Raw genomic sequence first — 24261 nt, 5'->3', positions numbered from 1 at the left:
AGGGGTAAGCGCCGGCGCGGGAGCGGCGAGGGACGCTGCGTCTATGACGGTGCGTGACTGCCGTGAAGCTAACGCCGCGTTGCGGCGGAGCAGCGATGACCCGACCACGTGGAAGCCCTACGTGTCGGCAATGTTCGCCGTGCCGATCGCGCCGACCAGAAGACCTTCGTGACACGGCGGTGCTCGGTAGCCGTGAGATGTCGACTGTTAGCGTGTCGCGCGTGCGCGCGCCAGGTGCGTCACCAGCGCGCGCTTCAGCGGTTCGTCGTCGACATACTGGTTGAAGGTCCGTTGATCGGCGTGGCCCATGTTGTCGAGCGCCGACCGGGCGTCTAGCCCGTGCCGGAGAGCCTCCGCCAGCCCTTTCGCATAGGTATGCCGCAGCCAGTGGGTAGAGGCACCGGCAAACCGCTTCAGCTCCTGTTCGTCGACGTCGCGCCCGGCGGCACGGGCATACGCGATGGCTTCATCCCGCAGGCCGGTGACCACGTCCCAGATCGCCTGGCGGTGCCGGATTCCTTTCCACTGGCCAAAGCGGGTACGACGGGCCGAGAGCACCAGCGGCAGCGGGTCGTCCGGCGCCGGCACGGGAGGCAGACCGAAGGCGAGCCGGTACGCCTGCAGCGACAGGGCGACCTCGTTGCACGGCACCCAGCGCTCCTTGCCACCCTTGCCGCTCTCCACATGAAGCAGCCACTGGAACTCCGGCGCGTCCGGGAACTCCCGGCGCAACGCTCCGGGAACCCGATGGATCTCGACATTGTGCATCCGGCACTTCACCGCTTCGGTGGTGCGCAGCCCCGTGCGCGAAAACAGTTCCACCAGAAACCGGTCGCGGGCCTTGAGCAGTTGCCCTTGGCGGGTGCCGTCTGGGCGGCTGTCGATTGCCTCGCACAGCAGGGCGCACAAGTCGGGCGGGACGAATCGGCCCTGCTTTCCTGGCGTGCGCCGGCCGACGGTCGGCAGGCCCACGGAGGGAATGATCTTCAGGTAGCCGACGTCGCGCAGCCACTCGAACAGGGACGTGACGATTTTCTGGGTCTGGCCGGCCGAGCGGTCAGTGAGCGGCCCGAGGAACGGCCGCCAGTCCGGCGAACCGCGCCGGACGGCGCGCGTGCGGATGGCCCACGGTGCCGGCGCTTGCAGGAAGGCGATGAAGCCGGCAAAGTCGTCCAGGGTCCACGCGGAAATCGGCACGCCCGTCTGCCGGGCGTACCAGAAGAGGCGCTCCGCCTCGATCCTGTACTGCGCCAGCGTGGTGGCGGCCAGCCGCCCGCGGCCGGTTGCCTTGGCGGTCAGCCAACGGGCGACGATCTCCTCGTCGGTCATGCCTGGCGGGAGGACCGGGCTCTCCTGCCGATTCGCAGGCACCGCCGCGGGCGACGTCACCGCACCAGCGCCGCCGCCTTCACGCTGAATCGGCGAGGTATCGCGCGCGCTCATGCCATGTCCTCCGGAAAGCCCGTGGCATAGGGCGCGGTAGCGGCTTCTGCGTTGGGTGAATCATCGCGCGGGACGATGAGGAATTCGTCCACGACAGCGACCGGGGGGGCCAGAACGGGGAAGGGCCGAGGGCAGCGGAGGAATGAGAAAAAATCAGCGTCTGACCCCGGATGTTCCAGAAACCGGAGCGACTGCGGGCGCGCGGACAGCGTCACGTCGATGAGCGCGCCGGCCGCGGTGCACACCAGCGAATGTGCGACGAACCGGTGGGGCAGGTCCGCGAACGGCTCATGCAGCCAGCCGCGCACGGCCACATCGCCCGGGTGCGCCGCCACCCAGCGATCGGCGTTGCCGTGGCAGTCTGCCGGCACCGGTTTCCAGCCGGGCAGCTGGCTGGCACCGGTCGACGCGTACACCGGCCCGGCCGGCAGCTGGTCCACGAGCGCGTTGAGCAGTGCCCGGAGCATGCCAGCCGACGGTTGCGGGGAGGGCGGGACGCTCATACCGCGTGGCTGGCCGATGCAGTGGCGGATTCAGCCAGCAACGCGAGCACCTCCGGCCGGCGCAACGCGGCGCCGAGTTCGGCGTACTGCGGGTCGTCCCAAGCGTCGGAAAATGCCCACCGGTGGTCGTGCAGCAGCACCGCGTAGGCGATCGCCTCGGCCGGCGAATTGCCGAGCAGCACCACGCGCGAGGCGACCGCCACGAGTGCGGACCGCTCGTGCGGTTGCACCGTCGTGCTCGCGTACTGCGCGAGGGTGCGGCCCAAGTGTGGTTCGACGGCCGCCCGCAGGGTCGCGGCGACATGCGTGACCTGTTCGACACGCGGCAGCTCGGTTTCGAGGAAGACGCGCATGCCGGGTTCCAGCGTGAGGACGAAGCCCGGCCGGTAAGCGGGCGTGTCGGCGGAACTGGCACGCAGGCAGCGCAGCTCGTCGCCGGCGGCAGTGGTGGCCAGATCGACGTCGCTGGCCGCGAAGTAATGGGGCACATCGTGCGTCAGGCGTGCCCAGTCGTCCCACGCCGGTGACTTCGCGTCGACGCCGATCGAAAGCGTGGCGTCGCCCGGTTCACGCCACTCGCTGAGTGGGTGAACCCAGACGGAATACTGCGTGCCTTCGATGCGCACGCCGTCGAAGCCGCGGTGAACGGTGGCCATGGATGCTGCGAAATATAAGGGTAAACCCTCGATTAATTTGAGTGAGGGCTGTATAAACCCCCATACAAGTTAGCAGACATTATGGCGGTAATGTCCGGATGTGCTGACGCAGCGCACTCCTGCTTACGGCGGCCAGCCGTCGCACAACCGCGAGGTCAGGGCACCGGACACGCCGGCCAGGATGGGCACGACGGCCCGCAACCGGCCGCCATTCCGTGGAGGCGTGCGTGAGGTGGCCGCCAGCCGCGCCGGTCGGCGACGCACTGGCTGCGGCATGACGAAGATCTGCTCCGGATGCCCGACCGTGAAACACTCGGAAGTTAAAGGGGGGCGGACGGAAATCCGTACCTGGCAGGGCATTGCAGCAATTCGGACCGGAATGTTTCACGAAAAATGGGGCCACTTTTGAACAGACGCGTTTTGGCAACGCGTTTTCCATCTGGCGGACGGTGTTCACCACGCACGCCTGCCGGTTTGTATTGATCAGAATGCAAAACGTATCAATCGCTACGACATGGGCCGACGCGCTCTAGGCTTCGGCGTCAGACGGCATCGCCCAGGATTGCGTCAACAGAACAGGAATGGCTTGACGCGGGCGGATTCAGGGCGCTGGCGGGAGAAGCTTGAGTCAGGCATTCGGGATGGGGAGGTCACACGCGCCCTCGTCTGGCGCAGGCGCGAAAACGCTACCGTGATACTCCAGTTATCAGATGTAGCGATTTTCTGTCGGGGTGGAAAAGGGTGGATTTTTTATGAAAGTTGTTGCCGCGCCCTAAACCAGGGCGCCCGAAAACAGGACTCAAGGCCACGGACCGCTGTGCCGTTATGTCGGACTGGATCATCACCAAAGTCCACCCATGCAACTGATGTCAGCAGTCCCGGGCCTCGCGGCCCTCATCTTTGTGGCCGCATCGTTCGCGCAGACGCCGCCTGAACTGAGTCCACGGGTGCAGGCAATCTCGCCCGACCTGTACCCCAAGTTGCCGGTCAACGAGCGGCAGTCTTATGTGGCAGGTGTGCTGGATACAGACCGCCTTCTTTTCCGACAGTCCCAAGCGCAGTTTGTCGCGTGCCTGAACGGCGAGACGATTGCGCAGGTGACGGACGTGGTGGATCGCAGCCTGCCGACTCTCGAACCAGTCTTGCGCACGGCTATGCCGGTCGCAGTGCTTAACGCATTGATTGCGGATTGTGAACGGCGTGGCTTCAAGGGCTCGCGATCGCGCTGACCTTGCGCCGGCCCCCGGCAGTGCCGGCGACGGTCGGCAGGGAGCGAAAAGCGCGCCCGCCTTTCTGCAGCAACTGGTCGAGCGCGCCACACTCGGGATCGCGGCGGTCGCCCTCGCGACGTGCTCGTGCTCGCGGAGAGCGCATTAGTTCTGCCACTCCAGATTGCCCGCGCGTCGAATTGACAAGTCTATCGGCGCAACGTTGACATCTTCAATGCGTTCTACGACTGAGCGCTGTCCGTCCTCATGCTCTTGCTCCTATGCCGCTAGACAACGTGCGCGGGGGCAAGCTGACATGGGTGAGCCGGGTCGCCGTCCTCGATCTGGAAGGTGGCGTGACCTATGCCGAAATGCTCCTTCAGTTCCTCACAAGCGCTGTTCAGAAAGGCATCGTCGCTGCCAGCTTTCGGTCGAACCAGGTGCGCGGTCAGAGCCACTTCAGTCGTGCTCAGCGGCCAGACGTGAAGGTCATGGACTTCCTCCACGCCGGGTAGCGTTGAGAGAAAGGCGCGCACTTTCTCCACGTCGACCCCTTCCGGGACCTTGTCGAGCGCCAGATTGAGACTGTCGCGTAACAGGCCCCACGTCGAAACCAGGATTAAAGCCGCGATCATCAAGCTGACAACGGGGTCGAGCCAGGACCAGCCCGTCATCAGAATGATTAGGCCGGAGATAACAACGCCCGCCGACACGGCTGCGTCGGCCGCCATGTGCAGGAACGCGCCCTTCACGTTCAGGTCTCCCTTGCGACCATGGGCGAACATTAACGCGGTGACTCCATTGACAACGATACCTGCGGCCGCCACGATCATCACGGTTTTGCCGCCTACCTCGCCCGCAGGGAGGCCTTCAGTCAGACGGCGGATCGCTTCGACCGATATGCCGCCAACCCCAACCAGCAGCACCACGGCATTGGTCAGTGAGGCAAGGATGGAGCTGCGCCCATAGCCGTAGGTGCGGCTAGGGGTAGGATGACGCCGGCCGAGCCACATCGCCCACCATGCCAGCAACAGACCCAGCACGTCCCCGAGGTTGTGCGCAGCGTCCGCCAATAGCGCGACAGAATGCGCCGTCAGACCGAAGATGACCTCCGCCACGACAAACCCGGCGTTGAGCGCCGAGCCGATCGCGAAAGCGCCATCAAAACCTGCAGGCGGAGCCGGGTGGTGGTGGCCACCGGCGCCATGGTCATGGTCGTCGTGGCTGTGTTGGTCGACATGAGGCATGGTGGCTCCCGTTCTGCCGGAACGCGCGATGGCACGTTGCCATCGCTTGCGCGGACCGGCACGTCGCTCAACCGACGTGTGACGGCCTGGACCTCAGGTTTCCCGCTTCCATCTCGACGAGGCCATGCATGATGCCGCAGTCCTCGACGGGCCGTTCGGCCGGGCATCGCGCCCGCAGCGCGGTAAGCTGGGTTTTCAGCTGTATCAGTTCATGGATGCGCGCATTGACATGCCCGAGGTGTTCATCCACCAGCGAATTGATTGTCCCGCATCCGTTGGCGGGGCCGTCGGCCGCGTCCAGTAAGGTGCGAATTTCCTCGTGGGCCATGTCCAGCGCCCGGCAGTTCCGGATGAAGCGTAGCCGGTCGATATGGGCCTCGCGGTAATTCCGATAATTCGCCTCGGTGCGATCCGCCTCAGGCAGGAGCCCTTCCTTTTCGTAAAAACGGATCGTATCGGTCGTGCAGCCGGCCGCTTTCGCCAATTCGCCAATTTTCATATCTTCTCCTGCGGAAAACTTGACCTTGGAGTGACTCCAAGGTGTCTACTACACCACAAGTCACGCTGGGAATCCAGCATGTCCTACGAACGGGCCGCCCATGGAGCAGGGATTGCTGCGCATGTCGCGCTCGTGCTTCAGACCTCACGGAGCATCTAACGCACGATGAAAGCTGCCAGCAAAATCCGGTTCAAAGCGCGCCTGATCGTGCTACTGATCGGGTTACTCGTCACTGAAATCACCGTGCTTACCATTTCTATTCTGGTCGGTCTGGAAGGGACGAAGGTCCCGCCCATGCCGTTCGCTGTGTTTGCATGCGTTACTCTCGCCCTAGCCCAGCGATGGGTGATTGTCGACGCGGCGAATGCGTTCGAGGAAGCAACGAGGAACCGTAAGGTGATTTTGGCAGGTTTGCCACCGCAACTCGTCTCCATTTCCCAGACCTGCTCCCGGCGATGGTTTGTCCTGTTGCACGTCCGGTTGCACCCCGAGTTGATCGACCCGGATCTCGATTAACTGTTTTGTCACCGGTCTGAGTTCGAATCACACTTTATGCTGGCGCTGGTGGAAGCGTGGTAACAGTCGCTGCCGTAAGCAGCGCCATTAATGGCTTAATGGCGCTTCTGTTTGCGAAAGGGCGCTAGCGCAAGCTGAACGCCTTGACAGGAAGTTCGAGCACGCAACGCTCTCTCAAATCGATATCGGCGTCTCAAGCCGAAGCAATTCCATGACCCGTGTCGCGACGTGCCCGATTGCGCGTCCACGAGTGCCTGCACGCCAACACGCCGGGCGCTGGGCCGTCCGCTGCATCGCGCTGCGGCACGGACACCGTGCGTCATCTGCCGCGCGGAATTCCTCACAAAATGTTGCCGTCGGGCCTGACGCGCATTGCTGTTGCGGCACCAGGCTGTGTTTGGTCGGCGTCCAGGAAGCCGGTTGCTCTTTCCATAAACTCGGGATGGCCTCGGACTACAACCGGTCGAACCAATTCGACGATTTTCATCTATTGCCCCATTTCCTCTTGACCTTGAAGCCACTCCAAGGTGTTTACTAGGTGTAAACCAAGGAAGGGGTCCGCTATGCCTGAAAATAAGTCCGAAATCGACCGCAAACATGCCCGCGTCGGCAGCGCCGCCGTGGCTGCTCACGATCAGGAAGACGACCAGTGTTGCGCGCACGGGCATCGTCACGCTGCACACGCTGAGGAACACGAGCACGACGCGGCACGCAACCACGATCACAGTGCTCACGCGGACGATCATCGGGACAAACATGATCATGCGCAGTCCTGCGCCGATGACAGCCCTACGTCCGTGGCGACCGCGCTCAGCGGGCCGGCCCGAAAAGACGGCGGGTGCTGTGCGCACGACCACGCGGCGCACGGTCCGAAACATGAACACGGTCACGACAATGCGCACAGTCACGATACTGGCGCTCACGTGCACGGCCATGAGGATAAACACGACCATGAGCATGCCGCTGCGGGCGTTGATAACTGCTGTACGCCCGTCGCGACCGCGCTCAGCGCGCCGGCTCGGGGAGACAGCGGGTGCTGCGCGCACGACCACGCGGCGCCCGGTCTGAAACGTGAACACAGTCACGACAATGGGCGCAGTCACGATCACGGCGCTCACGCCCACGGCCATGGGGACAAACACGACCATAAGCATGCCCACCCGGGTGCCGACAGTTGCTGTACGCGTGCGGCGACCTCGCTCAGCGTGCTGGCCGGCCCGACGGTAGTCGAAGGTGGCGTTCGAACCCAGATTCGCATTCTGCAGATGGACTGCCCGACCGAAGAAGCGTTGATCCGCAAGAAGCTGGCAGGAATGCCGGGCGTGAAGGGCCTCGATTTCAACCTGATGCAGCGCATCCTCACGGTCATTCATGCGCCGGAGTCGCTCGAGGCGGTACTGAGCGCGATCCGGACGCTGGGTTTCACGCCCGAAGTCCCGCAGGCAGACGGGCAACTTGCTGCCCCTTCGGAGCCGATCAGGAAGCCGTGGTGGCCGCTGGCCCTCGCGGGTGTCGCGGCAGTTGCGTCCGAAGCAAGCAGCTGGCTCGGCCAACCTGCCTGGCTCACCGCAGCACTTGCGCTGCTGGCGGTGATCGCCTGCGGTTTGACGACGTACAGGAAGGGCTGGATCGCAATCCGCAATGGCAACCTCAATATCAATGCGCTGATGAGCATTGCCGTGACCGGGGCATTGTTGCTGCGTCAGTGGCCAGAAGCGGCGATGGTCATGGTCCTGTTCACGATTGCCGAGCTCATCGAAGCGAAGTCGCTGGACCGCGCACGCAACGCAATTCAGGGACTCATGCGCCTCGCGCCGGAGACGGCAACCGTCAGGCAACCCGACGGTTCCTGGGCAGAGGTGAACGCCAGTGGAGTCACGGTGGGCACGGTTGTTCGCGTTAAACCCGGCGAGCGCATTGGTCTCGATGGTGAGATCACAACCGGCCGGTCCACGATCAACCAGGCCCCCATCACGGGCGAAAGCCTGCCTGTGGAGAAGGCTGAAGGCGACCCCGTATTCGCCGGCACGATCAACCAATCCGGCTCCTTTGAGTATCGGGTGAGCGCGGCGGCGAACAACACCACGTTGGCGCGTATCATCCATGCGGTGGAAGAGGCGCAGGGCGCCAAAGCGCCAACGCAACGCTTTGTCGACCAGTTTGCCCGTGTCTATACGCCGATAGTCTTTGCTGCGGCACTTGCTGTAGCGGTTGTGCCGCCGCTGGCGTTCGGCGGGACGTGGTTTGAGTGGATCTACAAGGCGCTGGTGCTGCTCGTCATCGCGTGCCCCTGCGCGCTTGTTATTTCCACACCGGTAACAATTGTCAGTGGCCTTGCTGCAGCGGCCCGACACGGCATTCTGGTCAAGGGCGGTACATACCTTGAGCAGGGTCGCAATCTCGCGTGGCTCGCGCTCGACAAGACCGGCACCATCACTCACGGCAAGCCGGTGCAGACCGAATTTGAACTGCGTGCCGACGGTATTGAACCGACCCGGGTCCGCGCGCTCGCGGCAAGTCTGGCGGGGCGCTCGGATCACCCTGTTTCTCTCGCGATCGCAAGCGCTGCAAATGCCGACGGCGTGAATCAGATGACCGTCAACAGCTTCGAGGCGATTCCGGGCCGTGGCGTGAGCGGCAGCATCGATAGCACCCCGTACCTGCTGGGCAATCATCGTCTCGTTGAAGAACAGGGACTCTGTTCACCCGAACTCGAAGACCGCCTCGGCGCGCTCGAGCGTCAGGGCAAGACGGTCGTGATGTTGATGAATGCCGAAAAGGTGCTCGCACTTTTCGCAGTCGCGGACACCGTCAAGGAGAGCAGCCGGGAGGCGATCTCCGAGCTGCACAAGCTTGGCGTGCGCACGGCGATGCTCACTGGCGACAACCCCCATACTGCGGAGGCGATCGCCAGACAGGTTGGTATCGACCGCGCCGAAGGAAATCAGTTGCCCGAGGACAAGTTGCGCGCGGTCGAGGCTCTGTCGGCCAATTCCACGATGGTTGGGATGGTAGGCGATGGCATCAACGACGCGCCTGCGCTTGCAAGGGCTGACATCGGGTTTGCGATGGGCGCCATGGGAACGGATACGGCAATCGAAACAGCGGATGTTGCGCTGATGGATGACGATCTGCGCAAGATTCCGACGTTCATCCGCCTGTCGAAGGCTACGCGCTCGATCCTTGTTCAGAACATCACGCTTGCGCTCGCAATCAAGGTCGTCTTTCTGGCCCTGACGCTGGCCGGGTTCGGGACGATGTGGATGGCGGTATTTGCTGACGTTGGCGCAAGTCTGCTCGTCGTCGGAAACGGTCTGCGTCTGCTGCGTAAGTGAACGTCAGTACACCGACCAATCAACGAACCGGGAGTAACTGAAAATGGGATTCTGGGAAAAGATGCTTGGCGGCCATCACGGTAGTCGGGGTGGTCATGGTGGCGGGCATGGAAATTCGTATGGTCAGGGTCACGGACACAGAAACGATCATGGCAATGGCTATCCGCGTCAGGATGACCAGGGCTGGGGACGCAGCGCGCCGACGCCGCAAGCGAGCGGGGGCGTCGCCTGTCCGCAATGCAAGGCGATGAACGCCCAGGGTGCCCGGTTTTGCAGCCAGTGCGCAACGTCGCTGGTGCCGGCTTCGTGCGGGAAGTGTAATGGCGCAGTACCCGCCGGAGCCAGGTTCTGCAGCCAATGCGGCAATCCTGTTGGCTGATTGCCGGTGCGCGTGCGACTGCGACCGTCGGGATATGTGTCGCGTTGATCGTCGACAGCGGGTCGCGCTGCTTGCATTCCGCTATCGCGGGATGAGTCGGTCCAACGAAGCTGAATATTGATCGGAAGCCATATTGTGACTCCGTCCATGAAGCTGGCGCTGTTTACGGTCCCACCTCTTGTCGCGGCTGGCGTCGGGTCGTTAGCCGCATCAATGCGGGCCCCTGGTCCACAAACATCGAGTGTTATTCAGCACTTTACAGGCGGAATCGTATTTGCCGCGGCGGCGCTTGAGCTCCTGCCACAGGACCGGACGCACGCGATCACGCCCGTGGTAATTGGCTTCGTGCTGGGGCTGATCCTGATGCTGGGCATCCGAAAACTCTCGGAGACGCTGGAGGCGCGTTTCGAGAACGCGCGGTTGCCAACGGGACTGGTCATCGTGACCGCCATTGACCTTGTGATCGACGGGCTTGTCCTTGGCATAGCGTTCTCCGCCGGAGAAGAGACGGGCCTGATTCTGACCATCGCACTGACGCTTGAAGTGCTCTTTCTCGCGCTGTCTGTCAGTGCTGCATTGAATGCGGCGCGGGTGGGCCGGACGCTCTCCATGGCGATTCCGGTAATGCTGGCAGCGCTGCTGAGTCTGGCGGCCATCGGAGGGCATGCAGCATTTGCGGAACTGCCCGCAACGATCTATGCGGCCCTGCTCGGGCTTGGAACAGTAGCACTTCTCTACCTGGTCACTGAAGAGCTTCTGGTTGAAGCGCACGAGGTAGCGGAAACGCCGCTTGCAACGTCCGCGTTTTTTGTAGGCTTCGTCGTGTTTTTCGTCATCGAGGCGTCCGTCAAGACAACCTGAGGGCTATTTCTGACGGCTTTGTCATCCAGCGATCATCTTTGCGCACCGTCTTTTTGCCAGGCTACGGTATCCGCCGTACCGGCGAACCCAGTTTGGGCGCAGCAACATGAAGCGGCCAATACTTGTAGCAGCCACAGCAATGCTCGTAGCGGCAGGTTCCGCGTCGGCGCACGGCATGCCTGACAGTCCGGGCAAATAGCGCAAGCAGTCTGCTGGCAAGACACGTGAACAGGTTCGTGACGAGGTGGTCCAGGCGCGACCGGACGGATTGCTACCGTACAGGCGGCATGACAACCCGCCTGGTGCCGAAACCATCCGCAGGAACAAGGAGCTCTATGGGATCCGTCATCCTGAGGACGTTGCCGCCGGCCACGCCCTTGGCCGCCGATCCGGACCAGCTTGGGCACATGGCCGCTGTGAAGGGAATGCCGTGGTTGACCGGGGATCGTTCAAGGCAAGTGAGCGCAGCGGCCAGAGTTTCCTCGTCGCGCGATTGCGCCTACCGGGTGCTTGCACCCGTCGGGTACTCGTCGACCATGCGGTATCCGTTGGCCGGCCTGACGCCTGCCTCGCGAAGTGCCGAGAAGAATACGAGAGCCCGTTCACGGGATTTGCGCTGCCCATCGTCAGAAAGAATGTTGAGCGCGATGACGGAGTCTCCGACAGGTAACTGCAGTTGTTCCTTGAGTAACCGGGATTGCAGTGACACTGAACGGATGTCACGCAGCTCAAAACGCCTCTCTGCCCCGACTGGTCGAAGCTGATCGTCCAGAAGCACGAGGGTCAATGCACCGCCCTGAATCCCGCAGATTCCAGTATTGAATTGCGCGCTGCGCGATCCCTGGTCTGTCCGGGCGAACTGGCAGGCAGTGCGTTCAATCCTGACCTCGTCAGAAGCGCTACTGGTTATCGGCTTCAGTACCAACGCCGACAGCTGGCCGGCTATCACGCCGCTCGAAACGAACATCGTTGCAGCGATGGCCAGTCCCGATGCTGTTTTCATCCCCACCTCCTTTTTTCACATGAAGACCGGACCACGACGCCGCGCCTGCCTCTCTTATGTGCAGGGCGGATCTCCATGCCGCCTTGCGCAGGTTGGCACCGGTCGCCGCTGCAGCAGAAAAGAGCGGTGAGCAGGCGTGCGCATGCGAACGTATCCGATTCGGAAATCTCATGCTAGGAACAGGACGGTGCGTGACGATGACGCGGACATGACGAATGCGTCACGTTGCCTGGCCGGAGTCGGTGATCGTCTTTGGGGGGCGAACATGACAGAAATATCATCTTCAGCTCATCTTTGCACTGCAGCAGGAACGTAGCATCGCTCGTGTCTATTCACTACGCGATCGTCCATGTTCAAGCGCACATTCGCCTTATCGCTGCTGGTCGCAGCAGCAATCTCAGCACGGGCACAGCCGTCGCCGACTGCCGATGACGGTACACCCGTCCCCGCTCCTGCTCCGGCCATCAACGCGCTCACTCCGACCGGGAACGCTGCCGGGCCGCTGTCGCTCGAGGACGCACTCGGCATTGCGGCGGAAAGCAACCCGCTACTGCGAGCCGCGAGGTCCGATGCGGACGCGTCAGTCGGCACATTCATTCAGGCTGGAGCGCGGCCCAATCCGAGCATCTCGTTCCTTCAGGAAGGATTTGGAGGGCAGGAGCGGACGACGACCGTGCTGGTCAATCAGACGATCGAACTTGGCGGAAAGCGCCGAACGCGGCTCGATGTCGCATCGTACGGTCGCGAAATCGCGCTCGCGTCCCTGGACGGTCGTGCAGCAGCGTTGCGAGCGGATGTGGCCGACGCGTTTTATGGCCTGCTCGCTGCGCAACGTCAGTTGAAAGTCGCCGAAGAGTCGGCAGACATTGCCGCGCGCTCCGCTGACATGGCGGACAAGCGTGCCCGCGCCGGCAAGGTGTCGCCTGTCGAAGCGACAAAAGCGCGTGTAGCCGCCACCGGCGTCCAGATCGCACTTGCGGGCGCGAGAACGCGCGTCACGACCGCGCTGGAAAAGCTGGTGAACGTGACCGGAAGCGCTGCTGCGCGTGATCGTGTCGCGACAGGAAACCTGGACGATATTCCTGAGGCAGAACCGCTATCTCAATTTCTGCAGCGACTTGATACCTCACCGGTTGCCCGTGCTGCGCGGGCCGAGATGCTTCGATCAAACGCGCTTGTGTCCGTGGAAAAAGCAAAACGAGTCCCCGATGTCACCTTCAGCGCCGGGATGAAGCGTGTCATTACGGGCGGAAGACCTGATAACCAGGCTGTCGTCGGTGTATCCATCCCTCTGCCAGTCTTTGATACCAACAAAGGCGCGATTCTCGAGGCGGTCCATAAAGCGGCGAAGGCAGATGCTGATTTCGACGGTGAACGGGCCCGTCTGCAGCTCGAACTGACGCAGACCTACGCAAATTACGAGAACTCTACCCAGGAAGCGCGCCGGCTGAAGGCGGACGTCCTGCCTGCGGCCCGTGAATCGCTCGACGCCATGTCGCGCGGCTACCAGTTGGGCAAATTCAGCTTCCTCGATGTTCTGGATGCGCAACGCACGCTGTTTCAGGGCCAGTCGCAATACGTTCAGGCGCTCACGGATGCGCATCGGGCGTACGCAGACCTCAGCCGTCTGAGTGGCTCGCCATTGCGCAGTGATCTCCGCACAACGGCCAATTTACCTTGAAGGACTCCCCATGCCGCGCAAAAAACTGATTATCGCCTCGGCGGCCACCATCGGCGTGCTGACCGTCGCGCTGGGCGCGTTCGCCTTGACGCGGGAACCGTTGACGCGTGCAATCGCATCAGGCGCTGCCGCGACGTCGCCGGCCTCAGGCACCACCGCCGGCCAGCACGGCGGCACGGTACTCACCAGCGGCCGGGTCGCGGTGGAGATCGTGCTCTCCGAGAAACCCGGCGATGCACGTTTCGTGGTCTATCCCTTAGTCGACGGAAAGCCCGCGCAAGGGGACGTGTCTGTGTCCGGCGCACTCACCCGCTACGACGGTTCGCGTCGGGAGTTGCAGTTCTCCGTTGCGGGAGCGAAGTTCACCACGACGCAGCCAATCCCGAAGCCGCACGTGTTTGACGCGTCAATCAATCTCAAAGTGGACGGACGCGTTGCGGAATTCAGATTTTCGCGGACAGATGGCGCGATTGCACTGAGTGCGGAGCAGGTGAAGGCGGCTGAGATCGGTATCGCCAGTGTCGGGCCTGCCCAGGTGGTGACGAGCTTCCAGCTACCTGGAGAAATAAAATTTAACGAGGACCGTACTGCACACGTCGTCCCCCGGGTGGCCGGCATCGCCGAACGGGTAACGGTATCGGTCGGTCAACGCGTCGAGAAAGGCCAACTGCTGGCCGTTATTGCGAGTACCGATCTGGCGGATCGGCGCAGCGAACTGCTGAGCGCTGAGCGTCGTCTGTCTGCAGCACGGACATCGTACGAGCGGGAGAAGACGCTGTGGCTGGAGCGCATTTCTGCCGAACAGGATTACCTGCAGGCGCAGGTGCAATTGCGCGAAGCGGAGATCGCGACGCAGAACGCCCGGCAAAAACTGGCGGCGCTCAATGCGCCGCCCTCGGCGGCCGCGCTCAACCTGTATGAACTGCGGGCGCCGTTCGCGGGCACCATTGTTGAAAAGCACGTCACGCCCGGCGAATCCATCGCCGCGGACGCGAACGTGCTCATCATCTCAGACCTGTCTTCTGTCTGGGCCGAGATGGCAGTCCCGGCCCAGCGTCTGAATGACGTGCGCGTGGGGCGGGAGGCGACCGTCAGCGCCGCGGCATTCGAATCGAAGTCCAGCGGCCCCATTGCCTACGTCGGCTCTTTGCTCGGCGAACAGACGCGTACGGCGCCGGCCCGGGTCGTATTGCCGAACCCCGACGGTGCGTGGCGGCCAGGCATGTTCGTCAATGTCGCCGTCGACGCAGGCAGACAGGACGTTCCAGTTGCGGTGAAAAGCGATGCGCTGCAGGACATCGACGGTTCGCAGGCCGTTTTCGTCCAGTCACCTAAGGGCTTCGTTGCCCAGACGATCCAGACAGGCCGACGGGACAGTCAGGTCGTCGAAATCGTGAGCGGGTTGACGCCTGGCCAGCAGTACGTCGCGGCGAACAGTTTTGTGCTTAAGGCCGAACTCGGCAAGGGCAGCGCCGGGGAGGACTGATCCCGTCGATGCGATTCATTGCGCCCCTGACCACGGGCGCGCACACAATCTCCCCGGCCTTAAAGGATTCTCCCAATGTTTGAGCGCTTGATTCGCTTCGCGATTGCGCATCGCTGGCTGGTAATGCTTGCGATCGCCGCAGTCGCGGCGCTGGGTGTCTACAGCTACCAGAAGCTGCCCATCGACGCAGTGCCCGATATCACTAATGTCCAGGTCCAGATCAATACGGCTGCGCCTGGCTATTCGCCGCTCGAGGCGGAGCAGCGGATTACCTATCCGGTCGAGACCGCGATGGCCGGTCTTCCTGATCTCCAGCAGACGCGCTCGATCTCGCGCTACGGGCTGTCTCAGGTAACGGTCATCTTCAAGGATGGCACCGACATCTACTTTGCGCGCCAGCTGGTCAACGAGCGGATTCAGGAGGCGAAGGACAAGTTGCCGCCGGGCGCCATGCCAGCCATGGGGCCGACCTCGACCGGGCTCGGGGAGATATTTCTCTGGACGGTGGAGGCTGATTCCACCGCGCGCAAGCCGGATGGCAAACCCTACACGCCCGTCGATCTTCGCGAGTTGCAGGACTGGGTGATCAAGCCGCAGCTGCGCAATGTGCCAGGCGTCACCGAAGTCAACTCGATAGGCGGCTTCGTGAAGGAGTTTCGCGTTGCACCGAATCCGACAAAATTGATGTCGTACGGCCTGACGCTCGCCAATGTGGTTCGCGCTCTCGAACGGAACAACGACAATGTCGGAGCAGGGTACATCGAGAAGCGTGGCGAGCAATATCTCGTGCGGGTGCCGGGTCAGGCGCGCTCGGTCGACGACATCGCCAACGTTGTACTGACAAATGTTGGCGGCGTTCCTGTGCGCATGAAGGATGTTGGCCAGGTCGACATCGGCCGGGAATTGCGCACGGGCGCCGCCACGGCCAACGGCGAAGAGGTGGTGCTGGGCACGGTGTTCATGCTGATGGGCGAGAACAGCCGCACCGTAGCCAAAGCGGTATCGGCGAAGATGGACGATGTCAACCGGTCGCTGCCGCCCGGCGTGCGCGCCGTCCCTGTTTACGACCGTACCGTGCTGGTGGAAAAGGCGGTTCAGACGGTCAGGAAGAATCTGTTCGAAGGTGCGGTGCTCGTCATCGCCGTGCTTTTCCTCTTTCTCGGAAATATCCGGGCCGCACTCATTACCGCACTGGTGATCCCCCTGTCCATGTTGATGACGTTCACTGGGATGGTAAATGCCAAGGTCAGCGCGAACCTCATGAGTCTCGGGGCGCTGGACTTCGGTATCATCGTCGACGGTGCGGTCGTGATCGTCGAAAACTGTATCAGACGTCTATCGCACGCACAGGCAACCGCGGGCAGGCCTTTGACACGCGACGAACGGTTTGCCGGGGTATTTGCTGCCTCGCAGGAGGCGAGACGGGCACTGATCTTCGGCCAGCTCATCATCATGGTGGTTTACCTGCCGATCTTTGCGTTGACGGGCGTCGAAGGCAAGATGTTTCACCCGATGGCGATCACGGTCGTCATGGCACTTGCTGCGGCAATGGTGTTGACGGTCACCTTTATTCCTGCGGCGGTCGCACTTTTCATCGGAGAACGCGTCGAGGAAAAAGAGAACCGGCTTATGGTCTGGGCTAAACGCCTGTATGAACCGGTGCTCGGCGCGTTCATGACACGACCGAAGCGGGTTCTGACCGGAGCCATCAGCATCGTGGCTGTCACGATGCTGATGGCTACCCGGCTGGGGAGCGAATTCATTCCGAACCTTAACGAAGGCGACCTTGCCGTGTCCGCCCTGCGAATTCCGGGAACCAGCCTCTCGCAGTCGGTCGCCATGCAGCAGTCGATCGAGAAGACCCTGAAACAGCGATTCCCCGAGATAGGCCGCGTATTCGCGCGTACCGGCACGGCGGAGATCGCGGCAGACCCGATGCCGCCGAATCTGTCGGACGGCTACATCATGCTCAAGCCGGTCGAACAGTGGCCAAATCCGGAGAAGTCGCGCGATGAACTGATCCGGGAGATCGAGACTGCGCTTGCGGAACTGCCGGGCAACGCCTACGAATTCTCCCAGCCGATCCAGTTGCGGTTCAACGAATTGATTTCCGGCGTGCGCAGTGATGTTGCGGTCAAGATCTTCGGCGACGACATGACCGTCCTGAACGATACGGGAAACCAGATTGCTGCAGCCCTCCAGAAGGTGCCAGGTGCGTCGGAGGTGAAAGTCGAGCAGACCACGGGGCTGCCGGTGCTGACGATCAATCTTGATCGCGAAAAGCTCGCCCGCTATGGGGTGAGCGTCGGTGACGTACAGGATACGGTCGCGGCGGCGGTAGGCGGACAGAAGGCTGGTACCCTGTTCCAGGGTGACCGACGCTTTGACATTGTGGTGCGCTTACCGGACGAATTGCGTTCGGACATCGAAGCCATCAAGCGGTTGCCGATCGCGCTGCCGTTCTCCGCAGCAACAGGTGCGAGTGGCCCGGTCGTGCAGGCGCCCTACGTGCCGCTCGCGGAACTGGCCACCGTTGATGTCGCCCCGGGACCCAACCAGATCAGCCGGGAAGACGGCAAGCGCCGGGTGGTAGTTAGCGCGAACGTTCGCGGTCGTGATGTAGGATCGTTCGTGGCGGATGCTAGGGATCAGCTTCGTCAGGATGTACAGGTGCCTTCAGGCTACTGGCTGTCATGGGGCGGCCAGTTCGAACAGCTACAAAGCGCGAGCGAACGTTTGAAGATCGTTGTGCCGGTAGCCTTGCTGATGGTGTTCGTTCTGCTCTTTGTGATGTTCAACAACGTCAAGGATGGTCTGCTGGTCTTTACCGGTATCCCCTTCGCGCTGAGCGGAGGCGTCGTATCGTTGTGGATGCGGGGTATCCCGCTTTCCATCACGGCGGCGGTCGGGTTTATTGCGCTATCGGGTGTCGCCGTGCTGAACGGCCTTGTGATGATCTCTTTCATCCGCAACCTTCGCGACGAAGGGGTTGAGTTGAATGCCGCAGTGCGCGACGGTGCGTTGACCCGACTTCGTCCCGTGCTGATGACAGCGCTCGTTGCTTCGCTGGGTTTTTTGCCCATGGCGTTTGCGACTGGCACCGGCGCCGAGGTTCAGCGCCCGCTTGCGACCGTCGTAATCGGTGGCATTCTATCCTCGACAGCACTCACGCTGCTGGTACTACCAGTGCTGTATCGGGTCTCCCATTCGGTGTCGCTGCGCTCAGTCATCAGCGCAAGACTCTCAAAGTGGGCGCCTGGAGCCGTGCTGCGCCGCTTTGGCAACTCTTCAAGGTGATACGGGATGCGAATTTTAATAGTGGAAGACGAGCCCAAGACAGGTACCTACCTGCGCAAGGGGCTGACAGAGGCGGGGTACGTCGTCGATTGGGTCGAAGATGGTGTGACCGGGCTACATCAGGCGACGACCGAGGACTATGACCTCATTATCCTGGACGTCATGCTGCCCGGTAAGGATGGATGGACGGTCATCGAGAATCTTCGCCGCAGCCGTTCGACGCCGGTGCTGTTCCTGACCGCACGGGACGATGTCGGTGACCGTGTAAAAGGACTGGAACTGGGTGCGGACGACTATCTTGCCAAACCGTTCGATTTCGTTGAACTGGTTGCGCGCGTGCGCTCCATCCTGCGCCGCGGACAACCGAAAGAATCAACGACGCTCAAGGTGGCCGACCTTGAACTGGATCTCACACGACGCAAGGCAACGCGTCAGGGCGATACGATCCTGCTAACGGCCAAGGAGTTCGCGCTGTTGTGGCTGCTCATGCGCCGTGAAGGCGAAATCCTGCCTCGTGCGACGATAGCATCCCAGATTTGGGACATGAACTTCAGTAGCGACACGAACGTCGTGGACGCGGCGATACGGCGACTACGCTCCAAGATTGACGACGCGTACGAGCCGAAGCTGGTTCATACGGTAAGGGGCATGGGGTATGTGCTCGAAGTAAGGAGCGCTGGCAATCAATGATGAAACGCGTTTTGCCCGGCACGCTTCGCCTGCGCCTGACCGTACTGATCGTCGTATCTACGTCAGTCATTCTTGCGCTTAGCGGGCTGGCTCTGTATGGAACGCTGCGCAACCGGATCGAGAGCGGTGCGTCCCAGGAAATGTCGGTCACGCTTTCCGCGTTGCAGGCTCATCTGACCGAAGTCCAGGCTACCGCCGACATTGCCCGGAATGCGGAGATGTGGGTTGACCAGTTACACGGTCACCCGAACCTGGAACTCGCGATCTTCGACACTGCGGGTAGCCGGCTGCTCGGCACACCAGGATTTGTGCCGTACGCGCCGACGCTCGCGGATCGGATGGCGCATACACAGTCAGGCTTCATGCCTGCAAAATCGACGCTTCGCTATCTCGCGACGACCGTTGCGCTCGATGGCCCCACTGGCCCTTCTGTCCGGGTCGTCGTGCAGTACGATGGGGCCAATGACCGGGCGCTGCTCAGGGCCTATGCCTACACAATCGTACTGATCGAGGTGCTTGGCGTGATGCTGGCTGCGGGCCTCGCATATGGCATCGCCATGCTGGGGCTGAGTCCACTGCGCCGGCTCGTCGCTCGCGCCGAGGAGATGTCGACAAGCCGTCTTGCACATCCACTGCCTGAGCTGGACACGGCGGGCGAACTGAAGGAACTGGGTCACGCATTTAACGGCATGCTCGCGCGGCTCGACGATTCATTCACCCGCCTCAGTCAGTTCTCGTCAAATCTGGCGCATGACATGCGGACCCCGCTGACCAACCTTCTCGCAGAGGCACAGGTCGCCCTGTCGAAGCCGCGCACCGCGGCCGAATACCGGAGCGTGATCGAGTCGAGCATCGACGAGTACCAGCGTCTTTCGCGCATGATCGAAGACATGCTCTTTCTTGCCCGCTCAGATAGCGCAAAGAGCCATCTGACGGTGCGTTCGCTGGACGCTGTTCAGGAAGCCGGACGCGTAGCCGGTTACTACGAGCCGATGGCCGAAGATGCGATGGTCGCTATCGAGGTGCGTGGCCGAGGAACGGTTGAAGCAGATCTGCTTCTTTACCAGAGAGCGCTTAGTAACCTGATCACCAATGCACTGTCTCATGCGCCACGCAACTCGAAAATCATCGTTGAATGCACGCAGACCGATGAGGCGACCACGATAACCGTCTCCGATCTGGGACCGGGGATCGGTGAACAGCACCGCGAGCGCATCTTTGAGCGCTTCTACCGGGTCGATCCGGCGCGACACAATTCGGCATCCGGCACAGGGCTGGGCCTTGCGATCGTGAGGTCGATCATGCAGAACCACGCTGGGGAGTGTGGCGTCGAAAGCGAGCCTCACGTCCGGACGACGTTCTGGCTGCGCTTTCCACGAAGGACTGTCTGACACGTCGCCGATTGCGGCAACGCCTGGCAGCGTCGAATGACCTTCGGCCGGATCTGGAATACCCGCCGGAATGGCGTTGCCGTTCCGGCGGTCGCGTATTAGCGGGCCGCGATGCTGTCATGATGGTCTGCTGCGGGGGAGCCCTCTCCCCGGTGCATCGTCGCAGCATGGACTTCCCTGTTCCGTGCGATCAGATCGGCCGTCGGTGGGTATTTCGTTTTGCTGAGCGGCATCATGCCATCATGTCGTGCCTGAATCAGTTCCTGTTGTACCTGCTCGCGGGTCCTGGCTTGCGCCTGTGCCGCCTGGGAGACGGCGCCAGCAGACAACGTTGCAGCTACGAAAAGTGCAGAGAGCTTTACAGCGTTCATTTGAATCTCCTTGGTGACGACTACCGGTTGGCACGTCACGCCCAGGTTTGAGCGGCGGACGACGCCTCACCGTGATCACTTGATGATAAAAAGGTCAGGTACCGCGTCCGTAGCAGGCCGGATACTGCTGCACAGCATGATCGGCCCTTCTATGGCTTTGCGCGACGGCGTGTGAAGAGTCCGTGCGTTGCCCTGCCGTTCGACTAGCGCGAAGCCAACCGGCTATCGTGGGCATCGAGCTCGTGACCGCTCTCACCGGCATGCACGGACAGCGTATGCAGTTCCTTGTTGCGCGCGACGAGGTCGGCGCTCGGCGGATAGTTGTGCTTGTTCGCTGGCACCGTTCCTTCGTGTTGCGCCTGTACCAGGGCCTGGACGACCTCCGCGCGTGTTTTTCCCTGCGACGGCGCAGTCTGCGCAAATGTCAACGCTGACATTGATGTCGCGACGAAGAAAACAGAAAGTCTTGCGATCCTCATAGTTGCCTCCTTAAGTCAAATCTGCCGTGTGGCAGGTGGCTTTACTTTGCATAGCGGACGGTGCGCTACGGTGATCGCAAGATGACAAAACAGTCATGTTTCACGCGTACCCGGGAAGCAATGGATTGCGATCCGCCACGCATGAGCGTCTTGTAATGTTCGCGTCATGTTTGCGTTGAGGACTGCGGAGCAAGATGTCCGCTCGATGTCGCTGTGGTCACTCGACCACGGGCATCGCTCTCTCAGGCGCCGTGCTGGCTATTACCTTTGCCATCGCGTCGATGGCCAAACCTCGCGCTCCACCCGGCCCGTCGACCTGAGGGAAAAAGGTCCCGTCAACTTTCAGGTGAGAAATGCGCAATTTATTGAGTTTTCTTATGGCGGCCTCCGTTGTCGCGAGCTTCGCCGGATGCGCCCAGACTGCCAGCAAGCCGGTCGTTGCGAGCAACACGCCGTCGACTGCGCATAAGGCGACGCCGCCGACGGATCTGGCGCCTGGCGAACAGGTGGACTACGCCGGACATCGCTGCGGCAATCCGAACCTGCATGTCAAAACACATCTGTGTCTCTTTCCGCGCCGATGAATTTTCGGGGGCGCGTTCTTTCAGTAGTGCAGCCTGAATGGCCGTGCGCGCGCATGCCATAGTTCGAGCGTGATTGCTCCCATCGCCGAAACTCGGATCGTTCGCCCCCGCAGTGATCTTCATGTCTTCGCGGTCAGCGGTGCCGAGCCGCCAGCTTCCTGCCGGCTTCCGATGCGCCGTTCAGCGTAGCTTCGATGCTGCTTCCCGTGACTTCGGCTGCTTGCTGGACGGTGTTGGGCACGGTTTCGTAAAGCCTATTGGCGGAACTGATGGTCGACTTCACTGCAGCGACCGCCGCCTCCGAACGCGCCGGCGTCCTCTTCATGAAACTGTGGATAGCGGTCTGGACGTCCCAATTGTGCGTTTCGATTGCGTGCCCGGGGCCGCGGCCAACTCCGCCTGCGTAGATGCGACGATGCCATACAGATCACGCTCGTAGGTCTGGATCTTTTCAGCCAGAGGCCCGATGAGGCTCATCTGCAACACAAGCGCCGCTCGCGGGTCGTTGAACGGGAGCGCCTCCAGTATGCGTTCCTGAGCATCCGTCGGCGTCAATCGGGTGGCCTGGAGATTCAGCCCGATCAACTTCTGCCATCCCTCGAGCGTCTTGCTGGCCAGGATAAACATTGAATCGAGAGGGGCTTTTGAGTCGACGCGAGTTGTTCGGGTAATAACAGATTCATTGACATGCTCCTGAGAATCGCCGCAACGCTCGACAGACAAGTGGATAAACAGGTTCGCGCGGCAAGAAGGCTTTGGGGCGAGTGGCCCCGATGTGTCGCATCAAGGCCCGCCGTTTTGGAAATATATGTAGAACGAATTGAACAGGAATTTCCCTGATTTTCGCAACGTGAACCTCGGTCAGGCGTCGATCCAACCGCGCGTCATAGAGGGACCGGGCTGCAACGCGTTTGATGCTGATGTCGCTTACCGGACCCGTGCAGCCGCCTTGAGAACCGAGTGACCATTGATGGTGATGAGAGGTCGCTGTTGCCCGTGGTCGAGCTGTTCCAGCGTGACGAGTTGGCGTTCAAGCAGGACTTCGAGATCCGCACGGTCCAGGTCGAGTGAATCTGGAGCGTCCTTGAGCAGCATCAGGGTTGCGAATTCATGTGGACTCAGCATCTTCGTCTCCTGGCTTAGAGGGGCTGCATTCGCTGGGAACTTGATCTGTTGCCGTCCCGCTGCGATCCGGATCACCCCTCGATCGCGGATGCGAAACGTTTGTGCTGACTGGGGGCATGCTGCGCGCAGAGGAAGTCACTTTATGCCGTCTCCCATCAATGATCAATATGTGGGATAAACTTTTTGATGTGACCTTGCTCGCCGGAGCCGTGATCGGGTAAACGCCCATCGTCACTGTTGCTGAGCAAAGCCCGGCGCAAACGCCTGCGACCATGGGAAGCCTACCAGGGCAGCGCCAGTTTTGCGTTGCGGGTACGGACAGGGCGCTACGGCTCTGCTGTAAAGGAATGTCGCCGATATCGCGCAGGGCTTTAGCTTGTCGTTGCACCCCTGACCTACTGGTGGTACCAGAAAGGTTTCGCCGCATGGTCAGCGAGCGAGACCATCCGCGGCAGCGATCCGGTGCAAGCCCTTTACCACGCTGCACAACAAGAATCACCGGAAGGTCATCACCTGCCTGCCGATGCCTGTTGCCCCTCTCCGCCGCCTTAACAAAACCATGCGTTGGCCTCAAGTCTGACGCCCGCCTGGCCACGGAAACTTCGATGGATTGCCCTCCCGCGTCAGTAGGGTGTTGCCCCATGCCAGGTTCCATCGGCCGCCTGCAAAATACAAACGCGGGCAGAAGTGAGAACGCACAATCGGAAACGGTTTAGTTGCGTCGGCCTGTCGATTGTTGCTGGAGGGGGCAATGAGAACGTTCACAAAAGCATGGGGCAGGGCGTTGGCGATCGCGGCCGTGAGCACGATCGCTACGGCTGCCCCTTATGCATTCGCGCAGGGCGCCGATCCGCATGCCCACCATCACATGAAGCCGGACACGATTACATCAACGGCGGACTACACGCTCCCGTCCGTGATGCTGGTGCGCGATGACGGCCAGCCCGTTTCCCTGAAGAATGAGCTGGACGACGGCCGCCCGGTGGTCCTGACTTTTATCTACACGTCCTGCACGACGATCTGCCCAGTGACAAGCCAGACGCTCTCGCAATTGCAGAGCGAACTCGGCCGGGACCGGGACAGGGTACACATCGCTTCGATCTCGATCGATCCGGAGCACGATACGCCGCCCCGCCTGAGGGAATACGCGATGAGATTTGGGGCGGGTCCCGAGTGGCAGCACTATACCGGTACCGTCGCTGCGAGCATTGCAACCCAGAAGGCGTTCAATGTGTATCACGAGGACAAGATGGACCATAACCCGGTGGTACTGCTGCGCGCGGCGCCCGGAAAACCCTGGCTGCGGATCGATGGCCTCGCTACCGCAGACGACCTGTTACACACGTACCAGAATCTGGTCGCGACCAACTGAAGCCCAGGATGAAAAGCGCAAGACTGCGTGCCGGCGCAATTCCGGTGACCGTCCCACTGCAGCAGAATACCCGCTCTGGCCAACTGCACCATCAAGTCGAGGTGGGCGGCACGACCAGTAGACGACGCCACAAAC

The 24261-nt window shown here is 61.7% G+C and carries 24 protein-coding genes; 12 read left to right on the top strand and 12 right to left on the bottom strand.

Features of this window, described 5'->3' with window-relative positions; translation table 11 throughout:
* Positions 1 to 207: 207 nt before the first annotated feature.
* Genes HWX91_RS32280 through HWX91_RS32270 form a run of 3 tightly spaced genes read right to left on the bottom strand, consistent with a single transcriptional unit; the run spans position 208 to position 2602 of the window.
* Positions 208 to 1443, bottom strand: coding sequence for a tyrosine-type recombinase/integrase (locus HWX91_RS32280; protein ID WP_028197138.1), 1236 nt, complete (start codon positions 1441 to 1443; stop codon positions 208 to 210).
* Complete coding sequence (locus HWX91_RS32275; protein WP_127837894.1) at positions 1440 to 1946, bottom strand: hypothetical protein; 507 nt, start codon at positions 1944 to 1946, stop codon at positions 1440 to 1442. The genes HWX91_RS32280 and HWX91_RS32275 overlap by 4 nt, the downstream gene beginning before the upstream one ends.
* Entirely contained in the window at positions 1943 to 2602 is a 660-nt protein-coding gene (locus HWX91_RS32270; RefSeq protein WP_028197136.1) for a hypothetical protein, read from the bottom strand. Before HWX91_RS32270 ends, HWX91_RS32275 begins: the two co-directional genes overlap by 4 nt.
* 857 nt (positions 2603 to 3459) lie before the next feature.
* Here HWX91_RS32270 and HWX91_RS32265 point away from each other — a divergent pair.
* Entirely contained in the window at positions 3460 to 3831 is a 372-nt protein-coding gene (locus HWX91_RS32265) for a hypothetical protein (protein ID WP_028197135.1), read from the top strand.
* 266 nt (positions 3832 to 4097) lie between these two features.
* On the opposite strand, the gene HWX91_RS32260 is transcribed toward HWX91_RS32265, so the two are convergent.
* Together HWX91_RS32260 and cadR are read right to left on the bottom strand one after the other, a co-directional pair.
* A complete protein-coding gene (locus tag HWX91_RS32260; protein ID WP_028197134.1) occupies positions 4098 to 5057 on the bottom strand; it encodes a cation diffusion facilitator family transporter in 960 nt (319 codons plus the stop codon).
* 67 nt (positions 5058 to 5124) lie between these two features.
* Complete coding sequence (gene cadR, locus HWX91_RS32255) at positions 5125 to 5556, bottom strand: Cd(II)/Pb(II)-responsive transcriptional regulator (RefSeq protein ID WP_028197133.1); 432 nt, start codon at positions 5554 to 5556, stop codon at positions 5125 to 5127.
* Between the two features lie 165 nt (positions 5557 to 5721).
* Here cadR and HWX91_RS32250 point away from each other — a divergent pair, with 165 nt between their 5' ends.
* Entirely contained in the window at positions 5722 to 6072 is a 351-nt protein-coding gene (locus HWX91_RS32250; RefSeq protein WP_028197132.1) for a hypothetical protein, read from the top strand.
* Between the two features lie 340 nt (positions 6073 to 6412).
* Here the strand turns inward: HWX91_RS32250 and HWX91_RS32245 are convergent, their stop codons facing one another.
* Complete coding sequence (locus HWX91_RS32245; protein ID WP_156034524.1) at positions 6413 to 6559, bottom strand: hypothetical protein; 147 nt, start codon at positions 6557 to 6559, stop codon at positions 6413 to 6415.
* Positions 6560 to 6635: 76 nt separating this feature from the next.
* Here HWX91_RS32245 and HWX91_RS32240 point away from each other — a divergent pair, with 76 nt between their 5' ends.
* The 3 genes from HWX91_RS32240 (at position 6636) to HWX91_RS32230 (ending at position 10647) form a co-directional block, all read left to right on the top strand.
* Positions 6636 to 9407 (top strand): heavy metal translocating P-type ATPase, encoded by a 2772-nt coding sequence (locus HWX91_RS32240; protein ID WP_081833086.1) that lies wholly within the window; start codon positions 6636 to 6638, stop codon positions 9405 to 9407.
* A gap of 43 nt (positions 9408 to 9450) precedes the next feature.
* The gene (locus HWX91_RS41170; protein ID WP_042275188.1) at positions 9451 to 9786 is read left to right on the top strand and encodes a double zinc ribbon domain-containing protein; all 336 of its coding nucleotides are present in this window, start codon (positions 9451 to 9453) and stop codon (positions 9784 to 9786) included.
* 135 nt (positions 9787 to 9921) lie between these two features.
* Positions 9922 to 10647, top strand: a complete 726-nt coding sequence (locus HWX91_RS32230; RefSeq protein ID WP_028197130.1) for a ZIP family metal transporter — start codon at positions 9922 to 9924, stop codon at positions 10645 to 10647.
* 499 nt (positions 10648 to 11146) lie between these two features.
* On the opposite strand, the gene HWX91_RS32220 is transcribed toward HWX91_RS32230, so the two are convergent.
* Positions 11147 to 11650, bottom strand: a complete 504-nt coding sequence (locus HWX91_RS32220; RefSeq protein WP_028197129.1) for a hypothetical protein — start codon at positions 11648 to 11650, stop codon at positions 11147 to 11149.
* A 349-nt stretch (positions 11651 to 11999) separates the two neighbouring features.
* On the opposite strand from HWX91_RS32220, the gene HWX91_RS32215 reads away from it, so the two are divergent.
* The 5 genes from HWX91_RS32215 to HWX91_RS32195 all read left to right on the top strand — a co-directional run bounded on the left by HWX91_RS32215 (position 12000) and on the right by HWX91_RS32195 (position 20195).
* Positions 12000 to 13331: a TolC family protein gene (locus HWX91_RS32215; protein ID WP_028197128.1), complete on the top strand. Its 1332-nt coding sequence runs from the start codon at positions 12000 to 12002 to the stop codon at positions 13329 to 13331.
* Between the two features lie 10 nt (positions 13332 to 13341).
* Positions 13342 to 14817 carry an efflux RND transporter periplasmic adaptor subunit gene (locus tag HWX91_RS32210; protein WP_028197127.1) on the top strand — a complete coding sequence of 492 codons (1476 nt, stop codon included), beginning with the start codon at positions 13342 to 13344 and terminating at the stop codon, positions 14815 to 14817.
* A 75-nt stretch (positions 14818 to 14892) separates the two neighbouring features.
* Positions 14893 to 18114, top strand: coding sequence for an efflux RND transporter permease subunit (locus HWX91_RS32205; RefSeq protein ID WP_028197126.1), 3222 nt, complete (start codon positions 14893 to 14895; stop codon positions 18112 to 18114).
* Between the two features lie 6 nt (positions 18115 to 18120).
* Positions 18121 to 18804: a heavy metal response regulator transcription factor IrlR gene (gene irlR, locus HWX91_RS32200; RefSeq protein WP_028197125.1), complete on the top strand. Its 684-nt coding sequence runs from the start codon at positions 18121 to 18123 to the stop codon at positions 18802 to 18804.
* Complete coding sequence (locus HWX91_RS32195; protein WP_028197124.1) at positions 18801 to 20195, top strand: heavy metal sensor histidine kinase; 1395 nt, start codon at positions 18801 to 18803, stop codon at positions 20193 to 20195. Before irlR ends, HWX91_RS32195 begins: the two co-directional genes overlap by 4 nt.
* A gap of 98 nt (positions 20196 to 20293) precedes the next feature.
* On the opposite strand, the gene HWX91_RS32190 is transcribed toward HWX91_RS32195, so the two are convergent.
* Together HWX91_RS32190 and HWX91_RS32185 are read right to left on the bottom strand one after the other, a co-directional pair.
* A complete protein-coding gene (locus HWX91_RS32190) occupies positions 20294 to 20566 on the bottom strand; it encodes a DUF4148 domain-containing protein (protein WP_028197123.1) in 273 nt (90 codons plus the stop codon).
* A 203-nt stretch (positions 20567 to 20769) separates the two neighbouring features.
* The gene (locus HWX91_RS32185) at positions 20770 to 21045 is read right to left on the bottom strand and encodes a DUF4148 domain-containing protein (protein WP_028197122.1); all 276 of its coding nucleotides are present in this window, start codon (positions 21043 to 21045) and stop codon (positions 20770 to 20772) included.
* Between the two features lie 377 nt (positions 21046 to 21422).
* On the opposite strand from HWX91_RS32185, the gene HWX91_RS32180 reads away from it, so the two are divergent.
* The gene (locus tag HWX91_RS32180; protein ID WP_235429543.1) at positions 21423 to 21629 is read left to right on the top strand and encodes a hypothetical protein; all 207 of its coding nucleotides are present in this window, start codon (positions 21423 to 21425) and stop codon (positions 21627 to 21629) included.
* A gap of 133 nt (positions 21630 to 21762) precedes the next feature.
* Here the strand turns inward: HWX91_RS32180 and HWX91_RS32175 are convergent, their stop codons facing one another.
* From HWX91_RS32175 to HWX91_RS32165, 3 genes are all read right to left on the bottom strand, one after another.
* On the bottom strand, positions 21763 to 21954 hold the full coding sequence (locus HWX91_RS32175; protein WP_052660743.1) for a hypothetical protein: 192 nt from the start codon (positions 21952 to 21954) through the stop codon (positions 21763 to 21765).
* Positions 21951 to 22352: a phasin family protein gene (locus tag HWX91_RS32170; RefSeq protein ID WP_255246786.1), complete on the bottom strand. Its 402-nt coding sequence runs from the start codon at positions 22350 to 22352 to the stop codon at positions 21951 to 21953. The genes HWX91_RS32175 and HWX91_RS32170 overlap by 4 nt, the downstream gene beginning before the upstream one ends.
* 204 nt (positions 22353 to 22556) lie before the next feature.
* Positions 22557 to 22754 carry a hypothetical protein gene (locus tag HWX91_RS32165; protein ID WP_028197120.1) on the bottom strand — a complete coding sequence of 66 codons (198 nt, stop codon included), beginning with the start codon at positions 22752 to 22754 and terminating at the stop codon, positions 22557 to 22559.
* Between the two features lie 751 nt (positions 22755 to 23505).
* On the opposite strand from HWX91_RS32165, the gene HWX91_RS32160 reads away from it, so the two are divergent.
* Complete coding sequence (locus HWX91_RS32160; RefSeq protein WP_028197119.1) at positions 23506 to 24126, top strand: SCO family protein; 621 nt, start codon at positions 23506 to 23508, stop codon at positions 24124 to 24126.
* Positions 24127 to 24261 lie beyond the last annotated feature (135 nt).

It is taken from the genome of Paraburkholderia fungorum, from assembly GCF_902833645.1.
Taxonomy (GTDB): domain Bacteria; phylum Pseudomonadota; class Gammaproteobacteria; order Burkholderiales; family Burkholderiaceae; genus Paraburkholderia; species Paraburkholderia fungorum.
This window is presented reverse-complemented; position numbering and strand designations above follow the sequence as displayed.

What these genes read in the sequence shown, in the direction of transcription:
- HWX91_RS32260 (WP_028197134.1), bottom strand. Translation starts at nt 5,057, where the DNA reads ATGCCTCATGTCGACCAACACAGCCACGACGACCATGACCATGGCGCC.
- irlR (WP_028197125.1), top strand. Translation starts at nt 18,121, where the DNA reads ATGCGAATTTTAATAGTGGAAGACGAGCCCAAGACAGGTACCTACCTG.
- HWX91_RS32215 (WP_028197128.1), top strand. Translation starts at nt 12,000, where the DNA reads ATGTTCAAGCGCACATTCGCCTTATCGCTGCTGGTCGCAGCAGCAATC.
- HWX91_RS32245 (WP_156034524.1), bottom strand. Translation starts at nt 6,559, where the DNA reads ATGAAAATCGTCGAATTGGTTCGACCGGTTGTAGTCCGAGGCCATCCC.
- HWX91_RS32185 (WP_028197122.1), bottom strand. Translation starts at nt 21,045, where the DNA reads ATGAGGATCGCAAGACTTTCTGTTTTCTTCGTCGCGACATCAATGTCA.
- HWX91_RS32160 (WP_028197119.1), top strand. Translation starts at nt 23,506, where the DNA reads ATGAGAACGTTCACAAAAGCATGGGGCAGGGCGTTGGCGATCGCGGCC.
- HWX91_RS32180 (WP_235429543.1), top strand. Translation starts at nt 21,423, where the DNA reads ATGGCGGCCTCCGTTGTCGCGAGCTTCGCCGGATGCGCCCAGACTGCC.
- HWX91_RS32270 (WP_028197136.1), bottom strand. Translation starts at nt 2,602, where the DNA reads ATGGCCACCGTTCACCGCGGCTTCGACGGCGTGCGCATCGAAGGCACG.
- HWX91_RS32210 (WP_028197127.1), top strand. Translation starts at nt 13,342, where the DNA reads ATGCCGCGCAAAAAACTGATTATCGCCTCGGCGGCCACCATCGGCGTG.
- HWX91_RS32240 (WP_081833086.1), top strand. Translation starts at nt 6,636, where the DNA reads ATGCCTGAAAATAAGTCCGAAATCGACCGCAAACATGCCCGCGTCGGC.
- cadR (WP_028197133.1), bottom strand. Translation starts at nt 5,556, where the DNA reads ATGAAAATTGGCGAATTGGCGAAAGCGGCCGGCTGCACGACCGATACG.
- HWX91_RS41170 (WP_042275188.1), top strand. Translation starts at nt 9,451, where the DNA reads ATGGGATTCTGGGAAAAGATGCTTGGCGGCCATCACGGTAGTCGGGGT.
- HWX91_RS32275 (WP_127837894.1), bottom strand. Translation starts at nt 1,946, where the DNA reads ATGAGCGTCCCGCCCTCCCCGCAACCGTCGGCTGGCATGCTCCGGGCA.
- HWX91_RS32190 (WP_028197123.1), bottom strand. Translation starts at nt 20,566, where the DNA reads ATGAACGCTGTAAAGCTCTCTGCACTTTTCGTAGCTGCAACGTTGTCT.
- HWX91_RS32220 (WP_028197129.1), bottom strand. Translation starts at nt 11,650, where the DNA reads ATGAAAACAGCATCGGGACTGGCCATCGCTGCAACGATGTTCGTTTCG.
- HWX91_RS32265 (WP_028197135.1), top strand. Translation starts at nt 3,460, where the DNA reads ATGCAACTGATGTCAGCAGTCCCGGGCCTCGCGGCCCTCATCTTTGTG.
- HWX91_RS32195 (WP_028197124.1), top strand. Translation starts at nt 18,801, where the DNA reads ATGATGAAACGCGTTTTGCCCGGCACGCTTCGCCTGCGCCTGACCGTA.
- HWX91_RS32175 (WP_052660743.1), bottom strand. Translation starts at nt 21,954, where the DNA reads ATGAAGAGGACGCCGGCGCGTTCGGAGGCGGCGGTCGCTGCAGTGAAG.
- HWX91_RS32280 (WP_028197138.1), bottom strand. Translation starts at nt 1,443, where the DNA reads ATGAGCGCGCGCGATACCTCGCCGATTCAGCGTGAAGGCGGCGGCGCT.
- HWX91_RS32165 (WP_028197120.1), bottom strand. Translation starts at nt 22,754, where the DNA reads ATGCTGAGTCCACATGAATTCGCAACCCTGATGCTGCTCAAGGACGCT.
- HWX91_RS32250 (WP_028197132.1), top strand. Translation starts at nt 5,722, where the DNA reads ATGAAAGCTGCCAGCAAAATCCGGTTCAAAGCGCGCCTGATCGTGCTA.
- HWX91_RS32205 (WP_028197126.1), top strand. Translation starts at nt 14,893, where the DNA reads ATGTTTGAGCGCTTGATTCGCTTCGCGATTGCGCATCGCTGGCTGGTA.